Genomic DNA, 26,316 nt, shown 5'->3' with positions numbered 1-26,316 from the left:
CCCGGCGGGGACTCCGCCGCGCCCTGCGCCCCGGGCACGACCGGAACTACGCCCGAGGTCGCGCAACGAATCGCCGCCGACCCCACGGCGCACGCAACAAACCGCTCACCGGCGCGCAACGGCTCCTTCTTGTCCGGCCTGGTCGGCCGCCCGTACCGTCTACGTGGCCCCCACAACCACCCTTCCGCCCCGGTGAGGACACGCATGCGCACCGCCCTGCTCCAGAGCTCCGGCCGGCCCGGCTCCACCGTCGAGAACCTCAAGGTCCTCGACGAGGCCGCGGGCCGCGCCGCCGCCGCGGGCGCCGGGCTGCTGGTCGCGCCGGAGATGTTCCTGACCGGGTACGCGATCGGCGACGACATCGCCCGCCTCGCCGAGCCCGCCGACGCCGACTGCGCGGACGCGATCGCCGAGATCGCCACCGAACACGGCCTGGCGATCGTCTACGGCTACCCGGAGCGCGAGGGCGACGTCGTCTTCAACTCCGCCCAGCTGATATCCGCCGACGGCACCCGGTCGGCGAACTACCGCAAGACCCACCTCTTCGGCTGCTTCGAACGCGACCACTTCACGCCGGGCGAGCAGCAGGTCGTCCAGGCCGAGCTCGACGGCGTCCGGGTCGGCCTTCTGATCTGCTACGACGTCGAGTTCCCGGAGAACGTCCGGGCCCACGCCCTCGCCGGCACCGACCTGCTCGTCGTCCCGACGGCGCAGATGCACCCGTTCCAGTTCGTCGCCGAGTCGATGATCCCGGTGCGGGCCTTCGAGAACCAGATGTACGTCGCCTACGTCAACCGGGTCGGCCAGGAAGGGGAGTTCGAGTTCGTCGGCCTCTCCACCCTCGCCGGTCCCGACGGGGTCGCCCGCACCCGGGCCGGCCGCGAGGAGGAGCTCGTCCTCGCCGACGTCGACCCCGCCTTCGTCGCCGCCTCCCGCGAGGCGAACCCGTATCTGACGGACCGCCGCCCCGGCCTCTACGGGTCGCTCGTCTGAACACCCCCCGCCTTCACCAGCAGCTTCCGCAAGGAGTCCGTACCCCATGACGTCCATGGTGCCCAACGCCGTCGAGCACACCGACGAGCAGCAGCAGCCGCCGATCACCATGTTCGGCCCGGACTTCCCCTACGCCTACGACGACTTCCTCGCCCACCCGGCGGGGCTCGGCCAGATACCGGCGACCGAGCACGGCACCGAGATCGCGGTCATCGGCGGCGGCCTGTCCGGCATCATCGCCGCCTACGAGCTGATGAAGATGGGCCTCAAGCCCGTCGTGTACGAGGCCGACCGGATCGGCGGCCGGCTGCGCACCGTCGGCTTCGACGGCCCGAGCACCGAGGGCCTGACGGCCGAGATGGGCGCGATGCGCTTCCCGCCGTCCTCCACGGCGCTCCAGCACTACATCGACCTGGTGGGCCTGAAGACCAGCCCGTTCCCCAACCCCCTCGCCGAGGCGACGCCCTCGACCGTCGTCGACCTCAAGGGCGAGTCGCACTACGCCGAGACGATCGACGACCTGCCGCAGGTCTACCGCGACGTCGCCGAGGCCTGGAACAAGTGCCTCGAAGAGGGCGCCGACTTCTCCGACATGAACCGCGCCATGCGCGAGCGGGACGTGCCGCGCATCCGCGAGATCTGGGCGAAGCTCGTCGAGAAGCTCGACAACCAGACCTTCTACGGCTTCCTCTGCGACTCCGAGGCCTTCAAGTCCTTCCGCCACCGCGAGATCTTCGGCCAGGTCGGCTTCGGCACCGGCGGCTGGGACACCGACTTCCCGAACTCCATCCTGGAGATCCTGCGCGTCGTCTACACCGAGGCCGACGACCACCACCGCGGCATCGTCGGCGGCTCCCAGCAGCTGCCGGTGCGCCTGTGGGAGCGCGAGCCGGAGAAGATCGTCCACTGGTCCTACGGCACCTCGCTGGCGTCGCTGCACGAGAACGGCGAGCCCCGCCCGGCGGTGACCCGGCTGAACCGCGCCGCCGGCAACCGGATCACCGTGACCGACGCGAACGGCGACATCCGCACCTACCCGGCGGCGATCTTCACCGCCCAGTCCTGGATGCTGCTGTCGAAGATCGCCTGCGACGACTCGCTCTTCCCGATCGACCACTGGACGGCGATCGAGCGCACCCACTACATGGAGTCCTCGAAGCTCTTCGTGCCCGTGGACCGTCCGTTCTGGCTGGACAAGGCCGTCGACGACAGGGGAAATCCGACCGGCCGGGACGTCATGTCGATGACGCTCACCGACCGGATGACCCGCGGTACCTACCTCCTGGACGACGGCCCTGACAAGCCCGCCGTCATCTGCCTGTCGTACACCTGGTGCGACGACAGCCTGAAGTGGCTGCCGCTGTCGGCGAACGAGCGGATGGAGGTCATGCTGAAGTCGCTCGGCGAGATCTATCCGAAGGTCGACATCAGGAAGCACATCATCGGCAACCCGGTGACCGTCTCCTGGGAGAACGAGCCCTACTTCATGGGCGCGTTCAAGGCCAACCTGCCCGGCCACTACCGCTACCAGCGCCGCCTGTTCACGCACTTCATGCAGGACCGGCTGCCCGAGGACAAGCGGGGCATCTTCCTGGCGGGCGACGACATCTCCTGGACGGCCGGCTGGGCCGAGGGCGCTGTCCAGACCGCGCTGAACGCGGTCTGGGGCGTGATGCACCACCTGGGCGGATCGACGGACGCGAGCAACCCGGGCCCGGGTGACGTCTACGACGAGATCGCGCCGGTCGAGCTGCCGGAGGACTAGAGCCCGGCCGCCCGTACCTTCTCGTACACCTCCGCCGCGACGTCCTTGAGCTCCTGGGCGTCGCGCGGGGTGGTCTGCAGATCCAGGAGTACCTCCTCCACGCCGACCTCGGCGTACTCCGCGAGGTCCGCCACGATCTGCTCGACACTGCCCTGGAAGGGCTGGCGGTCGTCGCCGTCGTAGGCCTTCGCCGAGTACAGCGCGTTCACCCGGGGCACCCGCTCGACCGGCCGTGTGCGGCCGCGCTCGGCGGCGATGTCCTGGATCTGCTGCCATGCGGCGGCGTACCCCCGCACGTCCATGGCGACCGGGATCCAGCCGTCGCCGCGGTCCACGACCCGCGTCAGGGCCTTCCCGCCTCCCGCGGCCACCAGGATCGGGATCGGCCGTGCCGGCTTGGGCCCCACCACGGCCGCGTCGATCTTCGTGATCCGGCCCTCGTAGGACACCGGGTCCGGGCCCCACACCGCGCGGCAGACGTCGATCACCTCGTCCAGCGCCTCGCCGCGCTCCTCGATCGGCCGTACGGACGCGGCGGCGAACTCGTCGGTCGACCAGCCCGTGCCCAGCCCCGCGACCACCCGGCCGCCGCTGGCCGCGTCCAGCGTGGCCAGGGCCTTGGCGAGCTGGAACGGCCCGTGCAGCGGGCCGACCACGATGCCGGTGCCGAGCCGCGCCCGCTCGGTGACCGCCGCGGCCAGCGTCAGCGTGACCAGCGGATGCGCCATCCCGCGGTAGAAGTCCGGCCACGGCAGGCCCGGGACGCCGTACAGCCCCTGGGTCGGGGACTCGGGGACCAGCAGCCGCTCGTACACCCACAGGCTGTCGTAGCCGACCTGCTCGGCCGTGCGGGCCACGTCCGTCACGTCCTTGGCGAGGTCGTACTGCCGGAGCTGGGGAAGACCGAGTCCGAGACGGATGGCCATGACGGGGTGCTCCTTCACGATCGGTGGGCCCTCACCGGCCAACGTACTGCGAGCACGGGGAAGTGCCACTCGACGTGCGGGTCAGTCCGGCAGCGGTGTGAGCAGCATGCGGCCCGCGAACCCCACCGCCGCGTCCAACCGCTCGGTGAACTCCTCGGCGAGCTCCGGGAGTCGGCGCAGCGCCCACAGCGCACGCGCCGCCGACCAGGTGGCGTCCCGGGCGCGCTCCAGGCTCCAGGAGCCGAGCAGATGGGTGAGCGGGTCGGCGATCTGGAGCAGGTCGGGACCCGGCATCAGATCTTCGCGGATGCGCTCCTCCAGCGAGACGAGGAGATCACCCACGCGATCGAACTCGTCCTCCAGATCGACGGGTTCGCAGCCGAGGCTACGACAGGCGTCCACCACGGCCAGCGCGAGGTCGTGCCCGATGTGCGCGTTGATACCCGCCAGCGCGAACTGCAACGGTCGTACGCCGGGGTGCCGGCGCATCTGGAACAGGGGCCGCCAGCACGCGGGCGGACGGCGCTCCTCCGCGGCCGCCACCGCCGCGAGATAGCGCTCGGCGAACCGCACGTCCAGCGTGATCGCCGCCCGCGCGTCCGGGAACCGGCCGCCGTCGATGTGCCGGTCGACCGCCTCCGTCACGGCGAGGTAGACGCGGTTGAAGACGGCGACGCCGTCGCGTTCGGGCAGGGTCGCGTCGAGGGCGCGCATACGGGAGACGACCCCGTCCACGGCTGTGGTGAATTGTTCGCATTGCGCCATGGGGGCAATGTCCCAGCTTTAGGCTGGCGGAGTTGTCGGCGGGCCCGGCGCTTCCCCAGAACGGGGGAACGCGCTCGCTGTGGGGGAGGGAGAGCAGGACCGTGCCAGGCTTACGTGCCCAGCGACTGGCCGCACGCAGGGCCGAGCGCAGGAGGACCGCACGGCGAGGTGCCATGGTCGCGGCGGCCTCCGTCGTGGTCACCGTCGGCGCACTGACCGGGATGCTGTCCGCGCTGGACGACGGACGGGGCACCGACGAGGCCCGCCCGCCCGAGGTGACGCGCTCGCCGAGCCTGCGGTACGTGCCGCTCCAGCCGTCCGCCTTCCCGTCGGTCACGAAGTCCGCCCCGCCGACGTCCGCGTCGCCGACCCCGAAGCGGAAGGCCGCTCCCACGCCCTCGCCGACCAGGACCGAGACCGAGCAGAAGCGGCAGCAGGCACCCGCGGTGTCGCCCCGCCTCTACCGCCACCCCGACTCGCAGGTGCTGGAGTGGGTCCGCGACAACCCCGCCGACCCGCGCCACGCCGTGATCCAGTCCCGGATCGGCGCCCAGCCGGCCGCGGTCTGGTTCGCCGACTTCACGCCGGCCACCATCACCGCCCGGGTCCGCGCGGTGACCTCGGGCGGGTCGGCGCTGGGGCGGGTGCCGGTGGTGGTGCCGTACGCCATACCGGACCGGGACTGCGGCGGGTACTCCGAGGGCGGGGCGCCGAGCCTCGACGCCTACGACGACTGGATCGACCGGTTCGCCGCCGGGCTCGGCTCCGGCGACGTCATCGTCATCCTGGAGCCCGACTCCGTCGCCCAGTCCGAGTGCCTGTCTGCCGGTGCGCGCGCCGACCGCTTCGCCTCGCTCGCCCGCGCGGGCCGCGCCTTCAAGCAGGCCAACCCCAAGGCGCGCGTCTACTACGACGCCGGGCACTCGGGCTGGAACGCGCCCGGCAAGCAGGCGCGGTGGCTGAAGCAGGCCGGCGCCGGCTCGGCCGCGTCCTCCGACGGGGTCTTCAGCAACGTCTCCAACTTCCACGCCACCGCCGACGAGATCGCCTACGACCGGCAGGTCCTCGACGCCCTGGGCGGGCCCGAGGGCCTCGGCGCCGTCATCGACACCAGCCGCAACGGGGCCGGGCCCCCGGCCGACGGGGAGTGGTGCGATCCGGCGGGCCGCAAGCTGGGCCGGGCGCCGACGCTCGCCACCGGCGAGGCCCGCGTCGACGCCTACCTGTGGGTGAAGCTGCCGGGGGAGTCGGACGGGTGCAAGGGCCGGCCGGGGACCTTCACGGCGTCCTACGCCTACGACTTGGCGCGCTGAGCGTCGTCGTCGTAGGTGGACGTCCCCTCGTCGAGGAGCGGCTCCTGGGTCTTGAGGTGGGCCGGGGCGAACGCCCGCAGCGCGTGGTAGCCGGTGATGACGACGAGGGTGCCCAGCGCGATGCCGCTCAGCTCGAAGGTGTCGGTGAACTCCATGGTGACGTTGCCGACGCCGATGATGATGCCCGCCGCGGCCGGCACCAGGTTGAGCGGATTGCGCAGGTCCACCTTGGCGTTGATCCAGATCTGCGCGCCGAGCAGGCCGATCATGCCGTACAGGATCACGGTGATGCCGCCGAGCACGCCGCCCGGGATCGCGGCCACGATCGCGCCGAACTTCGGGCAGACGCCGAAGAGCAGCGCGAAGCCGGCGGCGGCCCAGTAGGCGGCGGTGGAGTAGACGCGGGTCGCGGCCATCACGCCGATGTTCTCGGAGTACGTGGTGTTGGGCGGTCCGCCCACCGCCGTGGAGAGCACCGAGGCGGCGCCGTCGGCGGAGATCGCGGTGCCCAGCTTGCTGTCCAGGTTGTCGCCGGTCATCTCGCCGACCGCCTTGACGTGCCCGGCGTTCTCGGCGACCAGGGCGATCACGACGGGCAGCGCGACGAGGATCGCCGACCACTGGAAGGACGGTCCGTGCAGGTCGGGCAGGCCGATCCAGTCGGCCTTCGAGACACCGGAGAGGTCGAGCCGCCAGTGGTCGGTGACCTTGCCGCTCGCGTCGACCGAGTGGATCCTGCCGAAGATCCGGTCGAAGGCCCAGGAGATGCCGTAGCCGAAGACCAGGCCCAGGAAGATCGCGATCCGGGACCAGAAGCCGCGCAGGCAGACCACCGCCAGACCGGTGAACAGCATCACCAGCAGCGCGGTCCACTGGTCCTGCGGCCAGTACGTCGAGGCCGTCACCGGCGCGAGGTTGAAGCCGATCAGCATCACCACCGCGCCCGTGACGATCGGCGGCATCGTGGCGTGGATGATCCGCGCCCCGAAGCGCTGAACGGCGAGACCCACGAGGAACAGCACGGCGCCGACGACCAGGACCGCGCCGGTCACGACCGCGCTCGAACCGCCGTCGGCCCGGATGACCGCGGCGACGCCGACGAAGGAGAGCGAGCAGCCGAGGTAGCTGGGCACCCGCCCGCGAGTGGCGAGCAGGAAGATGACGGTCGCGACGCCCGACATCATGATCGCCAGGTTGGGGTCGAGGCCCATCAGGACCGGCGCCACGAAGGACGCGCCGAACATGGCCACCACGTGCTGGGCGCCGAGCCCGACGGTGCGGGGCCAGGAGAGCCGTTCGTCGGGGCGGACGACCGCTCCGGGCGTCGGGGTGCGTCCGTCGCCGTGCAGTTTCCAGCGGACGCCGAGATCCATGGTGCGGTTTCGCTTTCGTCGTGCGGTGGGTGTCCGGACCATTGTCAGGTACGTCGCAGGCGGCGCCGACCCACCCCGCTCAGGCATACTGAGCGCCCGCTTAGGATGGTCGGCGTCCACTCGTACGTCCCAGGAGTCCCGCCCGTGACCGCCGAAGCCCCGATCGCACCCGCTCTGCCCTACGGCCGACTCGTCCCCGTCACCGTCCACTTCGACGACCTCGACGCGCTCGGGCTGCTGCACAACGCCCGCTACCCGCTGATGGTCGAGCGGGCCTGGGCCGAGCTGTGGCAGGAGCACGGCTTCCGGTTCGAGGGCGACTGGGTGGCGGCCGGCGACGCCTGCAACGCGGTGAAGGAACTGCGCATCGGCTACGAGGCCCCGGTCACCAGTCCCGGCGTCTACGCCGTCCACCTCTGGCTGGAGCGGCTCGGCACCACCGGCCTGACCTACGGCTTCCGCTTCTGCTCTGCGGACGGTGCCGTCACCTACGCCCACGGCACCCGGGTGCTGGTCCGGCTGGACGCCGGGACGCTGCGGCCGGCGCCGTGGAGCGAGGGCTTCAGGGCCGCGGGTCGGGAACTGCTGCGTCCGGCCGGCTGACCTGCGAGGGCTCACGGTCACCGACTCGCAGGACGCGCGCGAACAGGACGAGTCCGAAGGACAGCACGGTGACCAGGCAGAAGGACACCATCAGGCTGGTGGCCTGGGCGATCCCGCCGATCGCGCTCGGGGCGATGAGCCCCGACGTGTAGGTGATCGTCGCGACGCCCGCGATGGCCAGCGAGGGGTTGGGGCCGCTGCGGCCGGCCGCGGCGAAGCACAGCGGCACGACCACCGCGATGCCGAGCCCCAGCAGCGCGAACCCGGTCATGGCCAGGGCCGGCCGGTCCGACAGGACGATGAGCAGTCCGCCGACCGTGGCGAGGGCGCCGCTGAACCGGACCGTGCGCACCGAGCCGTAGCGGTCCACCACCTTGTCGCCGACGAGCCGGGCGACGGCCATGGTGAGGGTGAACCCGGTCGTGCAGGCGGCGGCGAGGCCGGCCGAGGTGTCCAGCTGGTCCCGCAGGTACACCGCCGACCAGTCCAGGCTCGCGCCCTCCGCGAACACCGCGCAGAACCCGACCGCGCCGATGAGCAGCGCCGACTTGGGCGGCAGGGCGAACCGGGGCGGCGGCTCCTCGTCCTCGGCCGGCTGGAGGTCGAGCACCCACTGGCAGGCGGCCACACCGAGCAGCGTGAGCGTCGCCGCAGCGAGCGCGTGGTGCAGCCGGGCGTCCGAGCCGAGGTGGGCCGCGAGCGTGCCGGCCGCCGAGCCGATCAGGGCGCCCGCGCTCCACATGCCGTGCAGGCCCGACATGATCGACCGGTTGAGCCTGCTCTCGACCTCGACGCCGAGCGCGTTCATCGCCACGTCCGCCATGCCTGCCGTGGCGCCGTAGACGAACAGCGCCAGACACAGCGTCAGCAGGTTGGGGGCGAGCGAGGGCAGGATCAGTGCCAGCGTCCACAGGGCGATCAGTCCGCGCAGGGCGTTCCGGGCGCCGAAGCGATGGGTGATGCTGCCCGCCAGCGGCATCGCGAGGGAGGCGCCGAGCGCGGGGAAGGCGAGCGCGATGCCCAGCTGGCCCGCGCTGACCCCGGCGTGGTCCTGGATCCACGGCACGCGCGTCGCGAAGGAGCCGGTGACGGCCCCGTGCACGGCGAACACGGCGGCCACGGCATACCGGGCACGCCTCACTTCGCGCAGGTCGTAGACCATCCCACCCATTGTGCGACCCCTCCCGGTCCTCGCTCCGTGCACGGTTCGGCCGTAAACTATCAGGAACCCTGCCTGATAGATAGAGTGCTGTTACGTCCGCCGCGGCCGCCCGCCTCACCGGACCCGCCGATCTGGAAGGATCCCGGCATGCCCGCATCCCCGAGCACCGCCCGGGCCATCAACGACCGGCTCGCCCTGCGTCTGCTCCAGCAGGAGGGCCCGTTGACAGCAGGGCAGTTGAAGCAGCTGACCGGACTGTCCCGGCCCACCGTCGCCGACCTCGTCGAGCGCCTCACCGACGCCGGGCTGATCACGGTCGTCGGCGAGGCGGGCGAACAGCGCCGCGGCCCGAACGCCAAGCTGTACGGCATCGTCGCCGGCCGCGCCCATCTGGCGGCCCTGGACGTCCGCACCGAGGGCATCTCGGTGGTCGTGTCCGACCTGGTCGGGACGGTGCTCGCCGAGGCGTCGGCGCCGATCGGCGGGGAAACCGGGACTGGCCCCGCGGTGGAGCAGGCGGTGGCGCTGGTGGAACGGGTCGTCAAGGAGGCCGGGGCGGACCGGCTCCATACGGTGGGGATCGGCGCCCCGGGTCTCATCGACCCGGCGAGCGGCGAACTGCGCGACTCCAGCGGTCTGCCCGAATGGCACCGCAGCCTGGTCGCGGCCCTTCAGGAACGGCTTCCCGAGGCCCGCGTCAGCGTAGAGAACGAGACCAACCTCGCCGCCCTCGCGGAACAGCGCGACGGAGTGGCCGCCGACCGTGACACCTTCGTCCTGCTGTGGCTCGGCCACGGCACCGGCGCGGCGGTGGTCCTCGACGGCGCGCTGCGCCGCGGCGCCTCCGGGGGTACGGGCGAGATCGGCTTCCTGCCGGTGCCCGGGACGAGGGGGCTGCCGTCCGCGGTGGACTGCGAGGGCGGGTTCCACTCGCTGGCGGGGTCGGCGGCGATCGTGGACCTGGCGGGGTCCTTCGGCCTGCCGGTCGAGGACGCGTCCGCGCCCGAGCCGCTCGCCGCGGGGGTGGTGGGCAACGCCGTCGCGCTGGTGGCCGGGGCGGCGGACGGCCGGCCGCGGCGCGGCGGACCCTCGGACGAGGCCGCCGCGGCCGACCGGTTCCTCGACACCCTCGCCGACCGCCTGGCCGTCGGTGTCGCCTCCGTCGTCGCCGTCCTCGACCCCGGCTGTGTGGTCCTCGGCGGTGAGGTCGGGCAGGCCGGGGGAGAGGTGCTCGCCTCGCGGGTGGAGGAGCGGATCCGGCGGATGTCGCCCCTCCCGACCGTGGTGCGGGCAGGCGGCCTCGGCGGCGGCGCCGTCCTGCGCGGCGCGCTCCTCACGGCCCGCGACGCGGCACAGAACGAGCTGTTCGCGCCTCCGGAGCGCTGACCGGAGGGAGGGGTTCGGGCCGTCCGCCGCGTCCGACCCTGGTCAGATGACCCGCACCAGATACTCCTCCCGTTGTCCGGAGGGAGGGGTTCGGGCCGTCCGCCGCGTCCGACCCCGGTCATACGATCCGCCCGAGATACTCCTCCCGCGGCCGGAGCGCTGACCGGCGGGAGGCGTCGGGCCGTCCGCCGCGCCCGACCCCGGTCAGACGACCCGCACCAGATACTCCTCCCGCGCCCGGAGCGCGCTGACCGGCGGGAGGGAATCGGGCCATCCGCCGCGTCCGACCCCGCTCAGACCACCCGCCCCAGATACTCCTCGAACGTCCCCTTGCCCACCGCCCGCTCTGGCGCCAGCAGCCCGCCCGAGCGCATGCCCCGGTACGCCTTCCCCCACAGCGGCACGTTCACGACGAGCCGCCTGCGGCCCGTGGCCCGGAGATACGTGCGGGCCAGCGAGTCGAACGTCCGCACCTCGGGGCCGCCCATGTCCTCGACCCGCCCGGCGGGAGCCGCCTGGGCCAGCTCGGCCAGCCGGTCGGCGACCTCCGCGACCTCGACGGGCTGGTCCCGAACGCCGGCCGGGACGAGCATCACCGGCACCTTGGACAAGCCCCCGAGCACCCGCGCCACCAGGTCGTGGAACTGGGTCGCACGCAGCACGGTCCAGCCGATCCCCGACTCCTCGACCATCCGCTCCACGGCGAGCTTGGCCTTGTAGTAGCCGAGCGGCACCAGGTCCACGCCGACGATCGAGATGTAGACCAGATGCCGTACCCCGGCCTTCCGTGCGGCCGCGATCAGATGCTCCGCCGCCTCCTCGTCGCCGCCGTTCTGCGAGCTCGCGCAGTGCACGACCGTGTCCACGCCCGCCATCGCCGTGTCCAGCCCGGGACCGCCTTTGCGCAGGTCGACGGCGTACGGCCGGGCGCTCCGGCTGAGCACCCGCACCTCGTGCCCGTCCGCGCGCAGCCGCTCGGCGACGAGCCGGCCGAGTGTTCCGGTACCGCCGGTCACCAGCATCGTGGTCATTGTGTTCAGCCCTCTCGGACGGCGGGCGCTCCCGGGCGGAGCGCCCCTCGGCAGCTGGGACCGAGTACACCCCGCGAAATGTGACAGCCGGCTAGGCCCGCGCCAGCTGACGGCGTACGAAGTCCAGCTTGTCCGGGTTCACCACGGCCCACGCATGGCCGATCAGACCGTCGCGCAGGTCGAGCGCCACCACCGACATCAGCGTGTCGCCCGCCCACGCGGCCAGCGCGGGCGAGCCGTTGATCTCGACCGCCGTGAGCTCCACGCCGGCCATGAAGGTCCGCGTCGCACCCGCCAGGAACCGGAACACCTTCTCCCGGCCCTCGATCGGCCGCAGGGCCGCCGTGACCTTGCCGCCCCCGTCGCTCTCCCAGACGACGTCGGCCGCCAGCAGCTTCTCCAGTCCGCCGAGGTCACCCTCGCGGGCCGCCCTGAGGAACGACGCGACCAGCTCCTCCTGCCGCTCGGGAGTCGACTCGAACCGCGACCGCCGCTCGTCCACCCGCCGCACCGCCCGTCGGTAGAGCTGACGGCAGTTGGCCTCGGTCAGCTCCAGCGCCTCGGCGATCTCCCGGTGGCCGTACGCGAAGGCCTCCCGCAGCACATAGACCGCCCGCTCGGTCGGGCTGAGCCGCTCCAGGAGCACCAGCATCGCCAGCGACACGGCGTCGCGCTGCTCGGCGGACTCCAGCGGCCCCAGCGTGCCGTCGGAGGTCACCACGGGTTCCGGCAGCCAGGGCCCGACGTACCGCTCGCGCCGGGCCCGCGCCGAAGTCAGCCGGGTGAGACAGAGATTGGTGACGACCTTGGCGAGCCAGGCCGCCGGATGCTCGATCGCGCCGCGGTCGGCGCCGCTGAAGCGCAGATACGCGTCCTGGACGGAGTCCTCGGCCTCGTCGGCGGAGCCGAGGATGCGGTACGCCAGGCCGAACAGCCGGGGACGGTGGGTCTCGAACTCGTCGGCGGTCGCGGTCGTCACGGCCTCACCCTGCCACGGCCGTACGGGGCCGGCGCTGGGAGGCCCGGCGGCGGGCAAGGGCCGTCGTCACCGCCGCCGGGCCGGCTGAGGGGGGCTCCTCCGGGGCATGGGAGCTGCGCGCAGGAAAAGAGGGATCCGAGGACGGGGAGGTTCCCGCACCCTAGAGAGGACTAGACCATAGCGTCAATAGGTATGGACCAATCTCAAGGGTGTCCTGGTGCAAGGGAGTTGGGGGCCGGATCGGTCGCTGTGAGAGTCCAGTGAAGGAGCCTGTGAGCCACCCCACACCCTTCGCCCGTATGGACACCGATCAGGCGTGGCACACTGGCCGTGTACCAGAAGCAGCGCACTCCGGGGTCGGTGAAAGTCCGAACCGGCGGTTACAGTCCGCGACCCGGCCGCCTCCAGCGGCCGGTTGACCAGGTGAAATTCCTGGACCGACGGTTAAAGTCCGGATGGGAGGCAGTGCGCGGCGGGCGGGCATTCGTGCGCGCCGCCGTACCGGTTCGTCCATGAGGCGAGCCCTGTCCGGCGTCGCCCCCGGTGTCCCTGCTCGTACATTCTGTCGTCATCGACAGGCCCCGGAGTCCGTGCCCCGATGTGGCAGGAGGACCCGGGAAGTGTTCACCGGAATCGTCGAAGAGCTGGGCGAGATCACCGCCGTCGAGACCCTCGACGACGCCTGTCGCTTCCGAGTGCGCGGGCCCGTCGTCACCGACGGCGCGAAGCACGGCGACTCCATCGCGGTCAACGGCGTCTGCCTCACGGTCGTCGACCACGAGGGCGACGAGTTCACCGCCGACGTGATGGCCGAGACCCTGAACCGCTCCAGCCTGGGCGTCCTCTCGGTGGGCTCCCGCGTCAACCTGGAGCGCCCCACCGCCGTGGGCGACCGCCTCGGCGGGCACATCGTGCAGGGCCACGTCGACGGCACCGCCGAGGTCCTGGAGCGCAAGCCCTCCGACAACTGGGAGATCGTGAAGGTCTCCCTCCCCGCGGACCTGTCCCGGTACGTCGTCGAGAAGGGCTCCATCACGGTCGACGGCATCAGCCTCACCGTCGTCGACGCGGGCCCCGACTACTTCACCGTCAGCCTGATCCCCACCACCCTCGACCTGACCACGCTCGGCCTGAAGCAGCCCGGCGACCCGGTCAACCTCGAAGTCGACGTCATCGCCAAGTACGTCGAGCGGATGCTGGGCGACCGGCTCTCCTCCGAAGGAGCGACGGACCGGTGAACTCGCTGAACTCCGAGGCCTTCGCCCTGTTCGGCCAGCACATCCTCTGGTCGGACATGATCGGCAACCTCTTCGGCCTCGCCGCCCTCGCCCTCGGCTGGCGGCGCTCCATATGGACCTGGCCCGTGCAGTTCCTGGCCGGCCTGATCCTCTTCGGCGCCTTCTTCGGCCATCTGACCGGCAGCGCGGGCAAGCAGGCGGTCGTCATGGCCGTCGCGCTGTACGGCTGGTGGCAGTGGCAGCGCGGCAAGGACCAGGGCGAGGACGGCCACATCGCCGTACGGTTCGCCACCTGGCGCGAGCGCGGGGTGATGGTCGCGGCGGCCGCCGCCGGCACCGTCGCGGTGGCGCTGCTCTTCAAGGCGTACCCGACGCTGTCCTGGGACCCCTGGCCCGACGCGTACATCTTCGTCGGCACCGTCGTCGCCATGTACGCCCAGGCCCGCGGCATGGTCGAGTTCTGGTTCGCCTGGCTGCTCGTCGACCTGGTCGGCGTCCCCCTCAACTTCGCCAACGGCTACGCCTTCTCCGGCTTCGTCTACGTCATCTACGGCGCACTCGTCCTGTGGGGCATGCGCGACTGGTGGCTGCGCTCCCGCAACAGCGCGCGGCCCGTCATGGAAGGAGCGCCGGCATGACGACGGCACCGACCCTGTACCGCACCGAGGACATCGAGGACCTGACCCTCGACCCGATCGAGCGGGCCATCGCCGACATCGCGGCCGGCCGCCCGGTCGTGGTCGTCGACGACGAGGACCGCGAGAACGAGGGCGACCTCGTCATCGCCGCCGAGCACGCGACCCCCGAGATCGTCGCCTTCATGATGAGCGAGTGCCGCGGCCTGATCTGCGCCCCCATGGAGCCGGACGAGCTGGAACGGCTGGAGCTCCCGCAGATGGTCCAGGACAACACCGAGTCGATGAAGACCGCGTTCACGGTCTCCGTCGACGCCTCCGCCGAGCACGGCGTGACCACCGGCATCTCGGCCTCCGACCGCTCGACCACGCTCCAGCTCCTCGCGAGCGGCAAGGCCGAGCCGTCGGACCTCGTCCGCCCCGGCCACATCTTCCCGCTGCGCGCCCGCCCCGGCGGCGTCCTCGTGCGCAACGGCCACACCGAGGCCGCCGTCGACCTGGCCAAGCTCGCGGGCCTGCGTCCGGCCGGCGCCATCGTCGAGATCGCCGGCGAGGACGGCGAGATGCTGCGCCTGCCCGAGCTGATCCCGTTCGCCCGCAAGCACGGCCTGACGATCATCTCCATCGAGGACCTGATCACCTACCTGCGCGACGCCGAGCACCCCAAGCCCGTGGAGCGGACCACGGCGGGGCAGGAACGCCTCGGTGCCGAGTCCACCATCCGGCGCGAGGCCGAGGTCCACCTGCCCACCGCCCACGGCACCTTCACCGCCTACGGGTACCGCTCCACCGTCGACGGCGTCGAGCACGTCGCCCTGGTCCACGGCGAGATCGGCGACGGCGAGGACGTCGTCGTCCGCGTCCACTCCGAATGCCTCACCGGCGACGTCTTCCACTCCCTGCGCTGCGACTGCGGCCCCCAGCTGGGGGCGGCCCTGGAGCGCATCCAGGACGAGGGCCGCGGAGTCGTCGTCTACCTGCGCGGACACGAGGGCCGGGGCATCGGTCTGATGTCCAAGCTGCGCGCCTACGAACTCCAGGAGCGCGGCCGCGACACCCTCGACGCCAACCTCGAACTCGGGCTGCCCGCCGACGCCCGCGACTACGGCGCCGGCGCGCGGATCCTCGCCGACCTGGGCGTGCGCAGCGTGCGCCTGCTGACCAACAACCCCGACAAGTCCGACGCGCTGCGCACCCACGGCATCGACGTCACCGAGCGCGAGCCGATGCCCGTACCGGCGGGCGAGCACAATCTGACCTATCTGCGCACCAAGCGGGACCGGATGGGCCACGACCTGCCCTGGCTGGACACGGTCCCCGTGGCGCCGGCCACCCCGGCCTCACTGTCCACCTGCACCAACCAGTAACAGCACACCGAGGAGACTCAAGAACGTGAGCGGCAAGGGCGCACCGGAGCTGTCCGTACGCAATGTGGGCGACCTGCGGGTCGCGGTCATCGCGGCACAGTGGCACGAGAAGGTGATGGACGGACTGGTGGACGGCGCGCTGCGCGCCCTGCACGACCTGGGGATCGACGAGCCGACCCTGCTGCGGGTCCCCGGCAGCTGGGAGCTCCCGGTCGTCGCCAAGGTCCTCGCGGGCCGTGGCTACGACGCGATCGTGGCCCTCGGGGTCGTCATCCGCGGCGGCACCCCCCACTTCGAGTACGTGTGCCAGGGCGTGACCCAGGGCCTCACCCAGGTCTCCGTCGAGACCGGCGTCCCCGTCGGCTTCGGCGTGCTGACCTGCGACACCGAGGAGCAGGCCCTGGACCGCGCGGGCATCGAGGGCTCCAACGAGGACAAGGGGCACGAGGCGGTGACCGCGGCCGTGGCGACGGCGGCGACCCTCCGCTCAGTATCTGAACCCTGGCGCTGACGAAAGCCGTATGTGGCATAGGCTGAGCGTCACCATGTCCAAGAAGACGTTCGAGGAGCTCTTCACCGAGCTCCAGCACAAGGCCGCCCACGGCGATCCCGCCACCTCCCGCACCGCCGAACTCGTCGACAAGGGCGTCCATGCCATCGGCAAGAAGGTCGTCGAGGAGGCCGCCGAGGTCTGGATGGCCGCCGAGTACGAGGGCAAGGAAGCGGCCGCCGAGGAGATCTCGCAGCTGCTGTACCACGTCCAGGTGATGATGGTCGCCCGCGGCATCTCCCTGGACGACGTGTACGCCCACCTCTGAGCACCAGCAACCCAGCACACCCATCAGAGCGAACGAAGGAAGCCGACCTCATGCTGCGCATCGCTGTCCCCAACAAGGGTTCACTCTCCGGCCCTGCGGCGGACATGCTGCATGAGGCCGGCTACCAGCAGCGGCGCGAGTCCAAGGAACTGCGGATCGTCGACCCGGAGAACGACGTCGAGTTCTTCTACCTCCGCCCCCGCGACATCGCCATCTACGTCGCCTCCGGCCAGCTCGACATCGGCATCACCGGCCGTGACCTGCTGATCGACTCCGACGCCGACGCCGAGGAGATCCTGCCGCTCGGCTTCGCCCGCTCCACCTTCCGCTTCGCCACCAAGCCCGGCACCGTCGGCGACGACCTGGCGGACCTGAAGGGAAAGACGGTCGCCACCTCCTACGAGGGCATCGTCGCCAAGTACCTGTCCGACAACGGCATCGACGCCTCCGTCGTCCACCTCGACGGCGCCGTCGAGACCGCCATCCAGCTCGGTGTCGCCCAGGTCATCGCGGACGTCGTCGAGACCGGCACCTCGCTGCGCAACGCCGGTCTGGAGGTCGTCGGCGAGCCGATCATGAAGTCCGAGGCCGTCGTCATCCGCCGCACCGGCGCGGACGGCGAGGACCCCAAGGTCCAGCAGTTCCTGCGCCGCCTCCAGGGCGTCCTGGTCGCCCGGACGTACGTGATGATGGACTACGACTGCCGCGTCGAGCAGCTGGAGAAGGCCGTCGCCCTCACGCCGGGCCTCGAGTCCCCGACCGTCTCCCCGCTGCACAACGAGGGCTGGGTCGCCGTCCGTGCCATGGTCCCGGCCAAGGAGGCCCAGCGGATCATGGACGACCTGTACGACATCGGCGCCCGGGCCATCCTGACCACGGCCATCCACGCCTGCCGCCTGTAGAGAGCACGGAGATGTCCGAACTGCCCGCTCTTCCCGTCACGTTCCGTCCGGGCCGCACCCGGGCCGTCCTGCTCACCGCCGGCGTCGCGATCTTCGTCGTCATCACGGCCGTCGCGCTGCTGCTGGAGAAGCTCGGCCCGGGGGAGCGCCTCAGCTTCATCCTCACCGGCGCCCTCATGTTCGGCGTGCTGGCCACGCTGGCCCGCGTGAAGGTCGTCGCCGACGAGTCCGGCGTCACCGTGGTGAACATCGCCACCAAGCGACGGCTGGACTGGGCCGAGATCGTTCAGGTGAACCTCCGACCGGGCGATCCCTGGGTGTTCCTCAACCTCAGCGACGGCACCAGCCTGCCCGCCCTCGGCATCCAGCCGGGCATCGCCAGACAGCGGGCCGTCGCCGACGCGCGCGCCCTGCGGGCGCTCGCCGAGGCGCGTGCCGTCAAGGAGCCCGAGGGCCATGAGAGCTGACTCGGCTCCGTCCACCCTGCCGTAAATCGCCATGTCTTGATTAATCTGTTGGCGGAGGCGTTTTCGTGACGCCTCCGCCTCTGATGTTCCCCACGGTCTTCAGAGGCCCCCCTGCTACCCGAGGAGTGATTCCCTCCAGCGATGGACGGATCGTCCTGTAGTACCTGCGCCGCCCCCTCCCGACATACCGGGGCGGCCGCATCATGAGCATCCCCTTGCTGCTCCTCGCAGCCGCGTTCCTCCTGATTCTCGCCAACGGCTTCTTCGTGGCCGCCGAGTTCGGCCTGGTCACGGTCGAGGCGACGGACGCCGAGAAGGCGGCCGCGGAGGGCGACCGAAGGGCCCACCGGGTCGTCGAGTCGCTCAAGGAACTGTCCTTCCAGCTCTCCGGCACCCAGCTCGGCATCACCATCACCTCCCTGGTGGTGGGCATGCTCGCCGAGCCGGCGCTCGCCGAGCTGCTGGGCGGCCCCTTCACCGCGATCGGCATCCCCGAGGGCGCGGTGTCCGGCGTGGCCGTCGTCGTCGGCATGCTGCTGGCCTCGGCCGTGCAGATGGTGATCGGCGAACTCGTGCCCAAGAACTGGGCGGTGTCCCGGCCGATGCAGGTCGCGCGCTTCGTCGCGGGCCCGCAGCACGCCTTCGCACGGCTGTTCCGCCCGGTCATCGCCGGTCTGAACTCCGTCGCCAACCGTCTCGTGCGCGCGCTCGGCATCGAGCCCGCCGAGGAGCTGGCCTCCGCCCGCACCCCCGGCGAACTCGTCTCCCTGGCCCGGCACTCCGCCCAGGCCGGCGCCCTGGAACAGGACACCGCGGACCTCTTCGTACGCACCCTGTCGCTCGCCGAGCTGACCGCCCAGCACGTCATGACCCCGCGCGTGAAGGTGAGCGCGCTCCAGTCCTCGGCGACGGCCGAGGACGTGGTCAACCTCACCCGTGCGACCGGTCTGTCCCGTTTCCCGGTCTACCGGGAGCGGATCGACGAGATCGTCGGCATGGTCCATCTGAAGGACGCGCTGGCGATCCGTTCGAGTGACCGGCTGCGCACCCCCGTCGGTCAGATCGCCCGCCCGGCGCTGCTCGTCCCCGAGACCCTGCCGGTCCAGCCGCTCCTCGCCCAGCTGCGCAGCGAGCAGCCCATCGCCGTCGTCGTCGACGAGTACGGCGGCACGGCCGGCGTGGTCACGCTGGAGGACATCGTCGAGGAGATCGTCGGCGAGGTCCGCGACGAGCACGACGGGCAGGACCTGCCCGAACTCGCCGCCGCACCGCCGGAGGACGGCCGCCCCGCCTGGGACGCCGACGGCAGCTGCCGGGTCGACATCCTCCAGCGGATAGGCCTCGACGTGCCCGAGGGGCCGTACGAGACCGTCGCCGGACTCGTCGCCGATCTGCTCGGGCGCATCCCGGCCGTCGGTGACAAGGCGGAACTGCCGGGCTGGCGGCTGTCGGTGCGCCGGGTCGGCCACTACCGCGCCGAGCGCGTCCGCCTGGTGCGGACCGGGGCCGTGGTGGAGGTCGCACGATGAGCGTGCTTCAACTCGTCTTCGCTGCGCTGCTCGTGCTGGCCAACGGTTTCTTCGTCGGCGCCGAGTTCGCCCTGGTCTCGGTCCGCCGCAGCCAGATCGAACCGCTCGGCACCGCCCGCGCCCGCCAGGTCCTGTACGGCCTGGAGCGGCTGCCGCAGATGATGGCGGCGGCCCAGTTCGGCATCACCGTGTGCTCGCTGACGCTCGGCGCGGTCGCCGAGCCGACGGTGGCGCATCTGCTGGAGCCGGTGTTCGAGTGGATCCATCTGCCGCACGGCATGATCCATCCGCTCACCTATGTCATCGCGCTCGCCGCCGTGGTCTTCTTCCACCTGGTCGTCGGCGAGATGCTGCCGAAGAACCTGGCCATGGCGGCCCCGGAGAAGGTCGCGCTGTGGCTCAGCCCCGGGCTGGTCTACTTCGCGCGCTTCTGCCGGCCGATCACCGTGGCGCTCGGCGCCGTCGCCCATGCCATCCTGCGGCTGTTCCGCGTCGAGCCGAAGGACGAGGTCGAGGCGGTGTTCACCAGCGAGCAGCTCAACCGGCTGGTGGAGGACTCCGGCCAGGCGGGCCTGCTCGACCCCGAGGAGCAGGAGCGTCTGGAGGACGCCCTGGAGCTGGGCTCGCGCCCGGTGACGGACGTACTCCTGACCCGCGAGTCCCTCGTCACCGTCAGCCCCTCGGTCACCCCCGGCCAGATCGTCGCGCTCACCGCGCGCACCGGGTACTCCCGCTTCCCGGTCGCCGCGGAGACCGGCGCCTTCATGGGCTACCTGCACGTGAAGGACGTACTGGATCTGGAGGAGTCCGAGCGCGCGGTCCCGCAGCAGGTGTGGCATCCCATGACGACCCTGCGCTCGGACCTGCCGCTGGACGACGCCCTGACGGTGATGCGCCGCGCCGCGACCCATCTGGCCCAGGTCGCCGACGCGTCCGGCAAGGTCCTGGGCCTGGTCGCGCTGGAGGACGTACTGGAGCTCCTGGTGGGCGAGGTGCGGGATCCGGCGCACCGGGAGCTGCCGGAGGTGCGGGTGACCGCCCCGCGGGTGAGCACCGGGGAGCCGGAAGAGGCCCTGGCCGGCTGAATGGGGCCGGGGCCCGCGGGATCCGTCACATCGTCGACGGGTCCTGCGGGCCCCTTCCCGACAGCACTTCCCCGTACGCCTGCATCAGATCCGGCAGCCGCAGCGTCGACAGGTCGTCCCGGGTCAGCGCGCCCGGGTAGGTCGTCAGCCGCAGATCCCGGTACGCACAGCTCTTCTCGTACAGCGTCCGCAGGAACCGCCCGTTGCCCAGCTCGTCGATCCATCCCTGGTCGACCACGTGCCCGGCGATCGAACGCAGCTCCTCCAGGGCCTCCTCGTCCCACACGTCGCCGTTCTCCGCGGCGAGGACCTCGCCGATCGAGGTGAGTTCGAGGGGGCGGTAGGAGGGGAAGTCGACGCGGGTCGTGAAGCGGGAGGACAGACCGGGGTTCGCGGCCAGCAGCCGGTCCATGCCCTCGGGGTAGCCGGCGAGGATCACCACCAGGTGGTCCCGGTTGTCCTCCGCCCGCTTCAGCAGCACTTGCAGGGCCTCGTCGCCGTAGGCGTCGCCCTTGCCGTAGCCGGAGTTGGAGAGGGAGTAGGCCTCGTCCACGAACAGGACCCCGCCGAGCGCGGAGTCGATCAGTTCGTTGGCCTTGACGGCCGTCTGGCCCAGGTACTCGCCGACCAGGTCGGCCCGCTGGGCCTCCACCAGGTGGTCGCCGCCGAGCAGGCCGAGGGCGTAGAAGACGCGGCCCAGGATGCGGGCGACGGTGGTCTTGCCGGTGCCGGAGGGGCCGGAGAAGACGAAGTGGCGTTTCGGCGGCTGCACCGGCAGCCCCTGCCCGGCGCGCAGCCGGGCCATGTTCAACTGCGCGGACAACGCCTTGACCTGCCGTTTGACCGGCTCCAGCCCCACCATGCGCTCGAGCTCGGCGAGCGCCTCCTCGAGTAACCCGGGATCCGTCGGTCCGGCGGGCAGCGGCTGCGACGACACGGACGTCTTCTCGCGCACCGCCGGATCCACCACCGAGGGCAGCGGACCGGTCGGCGGCAGGTCGGGGTCGGACAGCTTCAGGTCCCGGCCCTCGGTGCCGAACAGCGGGTCGAGCCCGTCGGGGCCGTCGGCCATGTCCTGGCCGAACCCGGTGAGCGTGATCGCCGCGAGGTCGGTCGGGTCGTCGTAGCCGTCTCCCTCGGCGATGGCCGCGAGCCGGGCCGAGGTGTCCATGAAGGCGGGGTCGACGCGGTGCACCGCGCGGTAGAGCGGGAGGGCGGCGGCCGAGCGGCCCGTGCCCTCGTGCGCGCGGGCCAGCCAGTACCGCAGCTCCTTGCGCTGCGGCTGCTCGCTGCGGCACCGCATCAGCGCGGCCGACAGCAGTGGCTCGGCCTGCCCGTACATCTCCAGCCGGACCCGGGCCATGCCGCCGAACAGGCCGGCCTCGATACCGAGCAGCGCGTCGTCGAGCAGCGGGTCGGTGTGCCGGACGAGCTGCTCCCAGTCCTTCACCAGATAGGCGCGGCACGAGTGCAGGAAGCGGACCTGGTGGTCGGTGTCCACGGGCGGGAGACCGGCGAGCGCGCGGTCCAGCTCCGGCACGTGCCGGCCGTCCAGCCAGTGCGAGGCGTGGGCGAGGAGCAGATCGCGCGGGCTCTCCAGCACCGGCTGCACCCACCAGCCCAGCCAGTACCAGGAGTTGAGCGTCCGCCGGTGCCGGGCCCGCTGCTCCCCGAAGCGGTCCCGGTGCCGGAACATCCGCAGCAGGGCGGTCGTCGTGTCCACGCGCAGCGCGTGCAGTCCGAGCCAGCCGTCGGCCATGCCCGGATCGATCCGCACCGCGGTGCGGAACTCCTCCTCCGCCTGCGGATACGCCCCCATGGTGTAGGCATCCACACCTCGCAGCCAGGCGAGGTCGGCCGGGGCCTCGGGGCCCTGCGTGCCGAAGTCCATCACGTCCCCCACAAACCGTGCCCCCGTCGGTTGGCCGGCCGCTCGGCCGTCGGCCGCCTTGATCGGTTCGAGCGAACCGCCGTACCGCGGACCGGAGTTGCGATGGTGCGCTGAGCAGCCGTGCGTAGGTCGCACCGAGGGCATCGTACCTGCGAGGGCATGGCCCGCCCCAGGGTGCCGCATAGGCCGTTTGGCGAGGTGGGGGCAGAGCGGGGGGAGTACGATCGGTGACCGAGCGTGAGCAAATCACGCCTCTCGGCGCCCGAATTGAGAAGTCAGGGCAGAACGAAGCCCCCGATCACGGGGGAACAACCGGGGGCTTCGCGACTTCGGGCGGCTTCGAATGACCGCACATTGAGAACGTAAGACCTGTACGGCCCCCGGGTCAAGCCGAGTTGAAGCACTCCGGGAACTTGTCCGGGAGGGGCCTTCACAAGTTCAGCACATTGCCGATGGGTCGTCACCGTGTGTGATGGACTGGTTCGGTCCAACTGTCCCGGCAGGCCCGGGAATCACCTCATATCCCTTGCCGCACTGCTGAACCAGGAGGTCGGCGAAGGGCCGGGAAGGGTCGTCGGCGAAGTGTCTCTCCTCCGCCCGGACCCACCCGTCCCAGAACTCCCGCTGCTCCTCGCCGTCCCGTGCACGTCCCCGGGACCAGGACGCCTCGCGCGGCAGCTCCAGCCAGAGCAGCCGGGCGAGATACGGCCGCAGCGCGCGGCGGCCGGCGCCGACGCCCTCGACCAGGATCACCGGGGCTGGCGGCAGGGGGAGGGCCGGTCCGAAGCGCCGGGCCCGCCAGTCGTAGGGCGTGTAGTGGGCGGTGCCGCCGTGCGCGAGCGGGGTGATCACCTGGGTCAGCAGGCGCTCGGTCCACCCGAACAGCTCGTCGTGGCTGGCGATGTCGTCGAGGTGGAGCACCGGGGCGTCGTCCAGCGCGCGGGCCAACTGCGCGGCGAACGTGGACTTTCCGGAGCCGGCGTGCCCGTCGACGCCGACGAGGCGGACCGGGCCGCAGGACGGCGGGAGGCGGCGGAGCCGGGAGGCGAGGTCGTGAATCGTTTTTCCTGAAGTGAAGCGGGGCGGTGGGCATATTTCGTTGGAACATTCTAGTAGTGGGCGAAAGCGGGTGGCGCGGCGGGATGAGAGGGGGTGAGGGCCCGATGAGAAAAGGTGTCGCTTTGAACTAGCCGGCGGTTGTCCGCAATGCCGCCGAAAAACTCCGGCCACCACAGTGAAATCAACGTTCCGGTTGGGGCCCACGCTGAGTAAGGTGCCTGGTGCGCAACTGTGAGGTGACGTAACGGGGATGGGCTGGGACACATGGCCGCGGGGTTATTCGAAGGGCAGTATCTCTGGCATCCGGCGGCCGACGACCGTGTGCTCGGATCGGTCTGCGTCGATGTCCGGGCCGGCCGTTGGCTGAGCGCCCGGGACGCCTTGGCCGAAACCCGCGGTGACTTCGGCCTGAGGGCCCACCGCTCCCTCGTGCTGGCCTCGGAGGCCGCCGGCTCCGACCTCGTCGAGCGCTGGCTGGTCGAGGATCCCGGCCCCGAGGCGGCCCTGATGTGGGCGCGGGTGGCCGTGCTGCGGGCGCTGCGGGCGGCCGACGCGCGCGACCCGCGGACCGACGCGCTGGAGCGGATAGCGCTGGCCGCCTGCGACCGGGCCGCGACAGCGGACCCCGGCGACCCCACGCCCTGGGTGGCGAAGCTGGCCATGGCCCGGCTGCACCGGCTGCGCGACCAGGCGCCGCGCGGGCTGCTCACCGCACCGGCCGGGCCCTGGCGCCTGTTCGCCCACGTCCTCTCCCTCGACCCCTGGCACCGCGAGGCCCACCACCGCTTCCTGGCCTGCTTCTTCCCCCGGTACGGCGGCTCGGTGACCGCCGCCTGGGACGTCGCCGCCTTCCTCGGCCAGCGCGCCCCCGCCGACTCGCCGGTGCGGCTGCTCCCGCTGGTCGCCCTGGTGGAGTGCTACGACCGCAGCCAACTGCTCGCCGACCGGGTCTGGGAGCAGCCGCAATGGCGCTCGACGGCCCTGTCGATCCACCAGGACTGGTTGCCCGCGGCGGCCGGCTACCCCTTCACTCCGGTCCTCGACCTGGCCTACCTCGCACACGCCCTGGTCATGGCCGGGTGCGAGGCGCAGGCGCTCACCGCCTTCACGGCGATGGGGCCCTACGCCTCGCGCATGCCCTGGTCCGCCTTCGGCGACCCGGCCGAGCAGCTGTCCCGGGCGCGCCGCGCCTGCGGGCTGCGCGTGCCGGCCGCCTGACGGGCCACCACCCCCCACCGAGAGAAAGGTCCGGCCCGTGTCACAACGGATATCCGCCCGGCGTGCCCGAGCACGCGGGGGAACGGATCCGAGCGCCCTCGACGACGACGCCACGCTGCATGCGATGGGTTATCCGAGAAAACTCACGAGGCGCTTTCAGGCCTTCGACAATTTCGCCATCTCGTTCACCATCATCAACATCATCTCGGGAATCTTCTCCGGTTTCGGGTTCGGCCTGAACGCGGGCGGCCCGAGCATTCTCGTCCTCGGCTGGATCGGCGTGTCCGTCATGGTGCTCTTCGTGGGAGCAGCGATGGCGGAAGTCGCCTCGGCCTATCCGACGAGCGGCGCGCTGTATTTCTCCGCCGGGAAACTCGCCAAACGGCACAAGGGCGCCTGGTCCTGGTACACCGGCTGGCTGAATTTCGTGGGCCAGGTCGGCGGCACGGCCGCCACCGGGTACGCCGCCGCCACCTTCATCCAGGCGTTCATCGCCCTGCAGTGGCCCTCGTACGAGGCGAGCGGCCACCGTACGGTGCTGATCACGGTGCTGGTCATCGTGGTGCAGGGACTGGCCAACACCTACACCGTTCAGCTGGTCGCCGTACTGAACCGGATCTCCGTGTGGTGGCTGCTCAGCGGACTCGTGGTGATCGTGAGCGCGCTGATCGTGATTCCCGATCACCACCAGCCGGCTTCGTACGTCACGCATTTCGCGAACAACACCGGTTTCACGAGCGCCCTTTACGGCGGGATGCTCGGTCTGCTGGTGACCAGCTGGACCTTCACCGGCTTCGACGGCAGCTTCCACATGTCCGAGGAAACGGTCCGGGCGACGGTCAACGCGCCGCGCGGGATCACCAGGGCGATCGGATACTCGGCAATCGCGGGACTGCTGCTGATGCTCGCATTGGTCTACAGCATTCGCGACTACGACCGGGTGGCGAGCGCCGACGCACCGCCCGTGCAGATCCTGATCGACGGGCTCGGCGTGGGCACCGCGAAGGTGCTGCTGCTGATCGTGATCGGCGCGATGCTCTTCTGCGGCCTCGCCAACCTCACCAGCAACACCCGGCAGATCTTCGCCTTCTCCCGGGACGGCGCGATGCCCGGTTCGCGCTGGTGGCACTCGGTCTCGCCGCGCACCCGCACCCCCGTGAAGGCGGTCTGGCTGGCGGTCGGCTGCTCGCTGACGCTCGTGGTGCCGGGCTGGTGGTCGCACACGGCGTTCACCGCCATCGTCAGCGTCAACGTCGTCGGGCTGTTCCTCGCGTACGCCGTCCCGATCCTGCTCAGGCTGCGGCTCGGCGACGAGTTCCAGCCGGGCCCCTGGCACCTGGGCCGCTGGGGCAGGCCGGTCGGGGTGGTCGCGGTGACCTGGATCCTGCTCAGCAGCGCGCTGTTCATGCTGCCGCAGGCCTCACCGGTGACCGTGGACTCCTTCAATTACGCCCCGGTCGCCCTGGCCGTCGTCCTGGCCGTGGCCACGGTGTGGTGGGTCACCACCGCCCGGCGCCGCTTCCACGGCCCGGTCAGCTACGGCCGTCCGGACGAGGTCGCGGCGATGGACCTGGTCTGACGCCCCGTCACCGGCCCCGGTGCACGCCGTCACGACGGGGTGCACCGGGGCCACGGCGGATTTCGGCCGTCCGGAGCCGTCTGCCCCGCGGCGCCTGTCGGTCGCCACGCCTGCCATGGCGAGGGGCGCGTCAGGCGCGGTACGCCGCCGTCGTGGAGGTCCTGCACGTATCCCGGCGTGATCGACTGGGCGACGTGCCGCACGCCGGTGGTGGCGTTGCCGGTCAGCGGAC

General features: G+C 71.5%; 24 protein-coding genes and 1 riboswitch. Of the genes, 16 read left to right on the top strand and 8 right to left on the bottom strand.

Annotated features, from left to right (window positions below):
- Positions 1-204 precede the first annotated feature (204 nt).
- Together ACIRD7_RS38235 and ACIRD7_RS38230 are read left to right on the top strand one after the other, a co-directional pair.
- Positions 205-993: a carbon-nitrogen hydrolase family protein gene (locus tag ACIRD7_RS38235; protein ID WP_403460572.1), complete on the top strand. Its 789-nt coding sequence runs from the start codon at positions 205-207 to the stop codon at positions 991-993.
- 46 nt (positions 994-1,039) lie between these two features.
- Positions 1,040-2,758, top strand: a complete 1,719-nt coding sequence (locus tag ACIRD7_RS38230) for a flavin monoamine oxidase family protein (RefSeq protein WP_403460571.1) — start codon at positions 1,040-1,042, stop codon at positions 2,756-2,758.
- Here ACIRD7_RS38230 and ACIRD7_RS38225 read toward each other — a convergent pair.
- Positions 2,755-3,684, bottom strand: a complete 930-nt coding sequence (locus tag ACIRD7_RS38225) for an LLM class F420-dependent oxidoreductase (RefSeq protein ID WP_403460570.1) — start codon at positions 3,682-3,684, stop codon at positions 2,755-2,757. The two genes, ACIRD7_RS38230 and ACIRD7_RS38225, sit on opposite strands and share 4 nt — an antisense overlap.
- A gap of 81 nt (positions 3,685-3,765) precedes the next feature.
- Complete coding sequence (locus ACIRD7_RS38220; RefSeq protein WP_403460568.1) at positions 3,766-4,449, bottom strand: DUF5995 family protein; 684 nt, start codon at positions 4,447-4,449, stop codon at positions 3,766-3,768.
- Positions 4,450-4,622: 173 nt separating this feature from the next.
- Here ACIRD7_RS38220 and ACIRD7_RS38215 point away from each other — a divergent pair, with 173 nt between their 5' ends.
- Entirely contained in the window at positions 4,623-5,762 is a 1,140-nt protein-coding gene (locus tag ACIRD7_RS38215) for a glycoside hydrolase family 6 protein (RefSeq protein WP_403460618.1), read from the top strand.
- Here ACIRD7_RS38215 and ACIRD7_RS38210 read toward each other — a convergent pair.
- Positions 5,744-7,135 carry a uracil-xanthine permease family protein gene (locus tag ACIRD7_RS38210; RefSeq protein ID WP_403460567.1) on the bottom strand — a complete coding sequence of 464 codons (1,392 nt, stop codon included), beginning with the start codon at positions 7,133-7,135 and terminating at the stop codon, positions 5,744-5,746. The two genes, ACIRD7_RS38215 and ACIRD7_RS38210, sit on opposite strands and share 19 nt — an antisense overlap.
- A 144-nt stretch (positions 7,136-7,279) precedes the next feature.
- Here ACIRD7_RS38210 and ACIRD7_RS38205 point away from each other — a divergent pair, with 144 nt between their 5' ends.
- The gene (locus tag ACIRD7_RS38205) at positions 7,280-7,738 is read left to right on the top strand and encodes an acyl-CoA thioesterase (RefSeq protein WP_403460565.1); all 459 of its coding nucleotides are present in this window, start codon (positions 7,280-7,282) and stop codon (positions 7,736-7,738) included.
- On the opposite strand, the gene ACIRD7_RS38200 is transcribed toward ACIRD7_RS38205, so the two are convergent.
- Complete coding sequence (locus tag ACIRD7_RS38200) at positions 7,698-8,909, bottom strand: MFS transporter (protein WP_403460564.1); 1,212 nt, start codon at positions 8,907-8,909, stop codon at positions 7,698-7,700. The genes ACIRD7_RS38205 and ACIRD7_RS38200 overlap by 41 nt on opposite strands.
- Before the next feature lie 138 nt (positions 8,910-9,047).
- On the opposite strand from ACIRD7_RS38200, the gene ACIRD7_RS38195 reads away from it, so the two are divergent.
- On the top strand, positions 9,048-10,286 hold the full coding sequence (locus ACIRD7_RS38195) for an ROK family transcriptional regulator (RefSeq protein WP_403460563.1): 1,239 nt from the start codon (positions 9,048-9,050) through the stop codon (positions 10,284-10,286).
- 293 nt (positions 10,287-10,579) lie between these two features.
- Here ACIRD7_RS38195 and ACIRD7_RS38190 read toward each other — a convergent pair whose 3' ends face one another.
- Complete coding sequence (locus ACIRD7_RS38190) at positions 10,580-11,317, bottom strand: SDR family oxidoreductase (protein WP_403460561.1); 738 nt, start codon at positions 11,315-11,317, stop codon at positions 10,580-10,582.
- A gap of 91 nt (positions 11,318-11,408) precedes the next feature.
- The gene (locus tag ACIRD7_RS38185; protein WP_403460560.1) at positions 11,409-12,296 is read right to left on the bottom strand and encodes an RNA polymerase sigma-70 factor; all 888 of its coding nucleotides are present in this window, start codon (positions 12,294-12,296) and stop codon (positions 11,409-11,411) included.
- Positions 12,297-12,638: 342 nt separating this feature from the next.
- Positions 12,639-12,769: riboswitch (FMN riboswitch) on the top strand.
- Positions 12,770-12,916: 147 nt separating this feature from the next.
- On the opposite strand from ACIRD7_RS38185, the gene ACIRD7_RS38180 reads away from it, so the two are divergent.
- The 9 genes from ACIRD7_RS38180 to ACIRD7_RS38140 all read left to right on the top strand — a co-directional run bounded on the left by ACIRD7_RS38180 (position 12,917) and on the right by ACIRD7_RS38140 (position 20,337).
- Positions 12,917-13,534 (top strand): riboflavin synthase, encoded by a 618-nt coding sequence (locus tag ACIRD7_RS38180; RefSeq protein ID WP_393515590.1) that lies wholly within the window; start codon positions 12,917-12,919, stop codon positions 13,532-13,534.
- Entirely contained in the window at positions 13,531-14,172 is a 642-nt protein-coding gene (locus ACIRD7_RS38175) for a nicotinamide riboside transporter PnuC (RefSeq protein ID WP_403460558.1), read from the top strand. The genes ACIRD7_RS38180 and ACIRD7_RS38175 overlap by 4 nt, the downstream gene beginning before the upstream one ends.
- Entirely contained in the window at positions 14,169-15,536 is a 1,368-nt protein-coding gene (locus tag ACIRD7_RS38170) for a bifunctional 3,4-dihydroxy-2-butanone-4-phosphate synthase/GTP cyclohydrolase II (protein WP_403460557.1), read from the top strand. Before ACIRD7_RS38175 ends, ACIRD7_RS38170 begins: the two co-directional genes overlap by 4 nt.
- Before the next feature lie 25 nt (positions 15,537-15,561).
- On the top strand, positions 15,562-16,047 hold the full coding sequence (ribH, locus tag ACIRD7_RS38165; RefSeq protein WP_003988915.1) for a 6,7-dimethyl-8-ribityllumazine synthase: 486 nt from the start codon (positions 15,562-15,564) through the stop codon (positions 16,045-16,047).
- 34 nt (positions 16,048-16,081) lie between these two features.
- Complete coding sequence (locus ACIRD7_RS38160; RefSeq protein ID WP_004990764.1) at positions 16,082-16,354, top strand: phosphoribosyl-ATP diphosphatase; 273 nt, start codon at positions 16,082-16,084, stop codon at positions 16,352-16,354.
- 50 nt (positions 16,355-16,404) lie between these two features.
- Complete coding sequence (hisG, locus tag ACIRD7_RS38155) at positions 16,405-17,256, top strand: ATP phosphoribosyltransferase (protein WP_403460556.1); 852 nt, start codon at positions 16,405-16,407, stop codon at positions 17,254-17,256.
- Between the two features lie 11 nt (positions 17,257-17,267).
- Positions 17,268-17,723 (top strand): PH domain-containing protein, encoded by a 456-nt coding sequence (locus ACIRD7_RS38150; RefSeq protein ID WP_403460555.1) that lies wholly within the window; start codon positions 17,268-17,270, stop codon positions 17,721-17,723.
- Between the two features lie 203 nt (positions 17,724-17,926).
- Complete coding sequence (locus tag ACIRD7_RS38145) at positions 17,927-19,252, top strand: hemolysin family protein (protein WP_403460554.1); 1,326 nt, start codon at positions 17,927-17,929, stop codon at positions 19,250-19,252.
- Positions 19,249-20,337, top strand: coding sequence for a hemolysin family protein (locus ACIRD7_RS38140; protein ID WP_403460553.1), 1,089 nt, complete (start codon positions 19,249-19,251; stop codon positions 20,335-20,337). Before ACIRD7_RS38145 ends, ACIRD7_RS38140 begins: the two co-directional genes overlap by 4 nt.
- 25 nt (positions 20,338-20,362) lie before the next feature.
- Here ACIRD7_RS38140 and ACIRD7_RS38135 read toward each other — a convergent pair whose 3' ends face one another.
- The gene (locus ACIRD7_RS38135; RefSeq protein ID WP_403460616.1) at positions 20,363-22,228 is read right to left on the bottom strand and encodes an AAA family ATPase; all 1,866 of its coding nucleotides are present in this window, start codon (positions 22,226-22,228) and stop codon (positions 20,363-20,365) included.
- A gap of 438 nt (positions 22,229-22,666) precedes the next feature.
- Complete coding sequence (locus ACIRD7_RS38130; protein WP_403460615.1) at positions 22,667-23,287, bottom strand: uridine kinase; 621 nt, start codon at positions 23,285-23,287, stop codon at positions 22,667-22,669.
- 264 nt (positions 23,288-23,551) lie between these two features.
- Between ACIRD7_RS38130 and ACIRD7_RS38125 the strand changes: the two genes are divergently transcribed.
- Together ACIRD7_RS38125 and ACIRD7_RS38120 are read left to right on the top strand one after the other, a co-directional pair.
- Positions 23,552-24,505 carry a hypothetical protein gene (locus tag ACIRD7_RS38125; RefSeq protein ID WP_403460552.1) on the top strand — a complete coding sequence of 318 codons (954 nt, stop codon included), beginning with the start codon at positions 23,552-23,554 and terminating at the stop codon, positions 24,503-24,505.
- 124 nt (positions 24,506-24,629) lie between these two features.
- Complete coding sequence (locus ACIRD7_RS38120) at positions 24,630-26,084, top strand: amino acid permease (RefSeq protein WP_403460551.1); 1,455 nt, start codon at positions 24,630-24,632, stop codon at positions 26,082-26,084.
- Positions 26,085-26,316 lie beyond the last annotated feature (232 nt).

The organism is Streptomyces sp. NPDC093568 (assembly GCF_044764945.1).
Taxonomy (GTDB): Bacteria; Actinomycetota; Actinomycetes; order Streptomycetales; family Streptomycetaceae; genus Streptomyces.
This window is presented reverse-complemented; position numbering and strand designations above follow the sequence as displayed.

Bases quoted from the DNA above. Each gene is read 5' to 3' on its own strand.
- ACIRD7_RS38190 (WP_403460561.1), bottom strand. From the start codon at position 11,317: ATGACCACGATGCTGGTGACCGGCGGTACCGGAACACTCGGCCGGCTC.
- ACIRD7_RS38225 (WP_403460570.1), bottom strand. From the start codon at position 3,684: ATGGCCATCCGTCTCGGACTCGGTCTTCCCCAGCTCCGGCAGTACGAC.
- ACIRD7_RS38140 (WP_403460553.1), top strand. From the start codon at position 19,249: ATGAGCGTGCTTCAACTCGTCTTCGCTGCGCTGCTCGTGCTGGCCAAC.
- ACIRD7_RS38125 (WP_403460552.1), top strand. From the start codon at position 23,552: ATGGCCGCGGGGTTATTCGAAGGGCAGTATCTCTGGCATCCGGCGGCC.
- ACIRD7_RS38200 (WP_403460564.1), bottom strand. From the start codon at position 8,909: ATGGGTGGGATGGTCTACGACCTGCGCGAAGTGAGGCGTGCCCGGTAT.
- ACIRD7_RS38120 (WP_403460551.1), top strand. From the start codon at position 24,630: ATGGGTTATCCGAGAAAACTCACGAGGCGCTTTCAGGCCTTCGACAAT.
- ACIRD7_RS38195 (WP_403460563.1), top strand. From the start codon at position 9,048: ATGCCCGCATCCCCGAGCACCGCCCGGGCCATCAACGACCGGCTCGCC.
- ACIRD7_RS38145 (WP_403460554.1), top strand. From the start codon at position 17,927: ATGAGCATCCCCTTGCTGCTCCTCGCAGCCGCGTTCCTCCTGATTCTC.
- ACIRD7_RS38135 (WP_403460616.1), bottom strand. From the start codon at position 22,228: ATGGACTTCGGCACGCAGGGCCCCGAGGCCCCGGCCGACCTCGCCTGG.
- ACIRD7_RS38215 (WP_403460618.1), top strand. From the start codon at position 4,623: ATGGTCGCGGCGGCCTCCGTCGTGGTCACCGTCGGCGCACTGACCGGG.
- ACIRD7_RS38230 (WP_403460571.1), top strand. From the start codon at position 1,040: ATGACGTCCATGGTGCCCAACGCCGTCGAGCACACCGACGAGCAGCAG.
- ACIRD7_RS38150 (WP_403460555.1), top strand. From the start codon at position 17,268: ATGTCCGAACTGCCCGCTCTTCCCGTCACGTTCCGTCCGGGCCGCACC.
- ACIRD7_RS38170 (WP_403460557.1), top strand. From the start codon at position 14,169: ATGACGACGGCACCGACCCTGTACCGCACCGAGGACATCGAGGACCTG.
- ACIRD7_RS38220 (WP_403460568.1), bottom strand. From the start codon at position 4,449: ATGGCGCAATGCGAACAATTCACCACAGCCGTGGACGGGGTCGTCTCC.
- ACIRD7_RS38160 (WP_004990764.1), top strand. From the start codon at position 16,082: ATGTCCAAGAAGACGTTCGAGGAGCTCTTCACCGAGCTCCAGCACAAG.
- ACIRD7_RS38210 (WP_403460567.1), bottom strand. From the start codon at position 7,135: ATGGATCTCGGCGTCCGCTGGAAACTGCACGGCGACGGACGCACCCCG.
- hisG (WP_403460556.1), top strand. From the start codon at position 16,405: ATGCTGCGCATCGCTGTCCCCAACAAGGGTTCACTCTCCGGCCCTGCG.
- ACIRD7_RS38235 (WP_403460572.1), top strand. From the start codon at position 205: ATGCGCACCGCCCTGCTCCAGAGCTCCGGCCGGCCCGGCTCCACCGTC.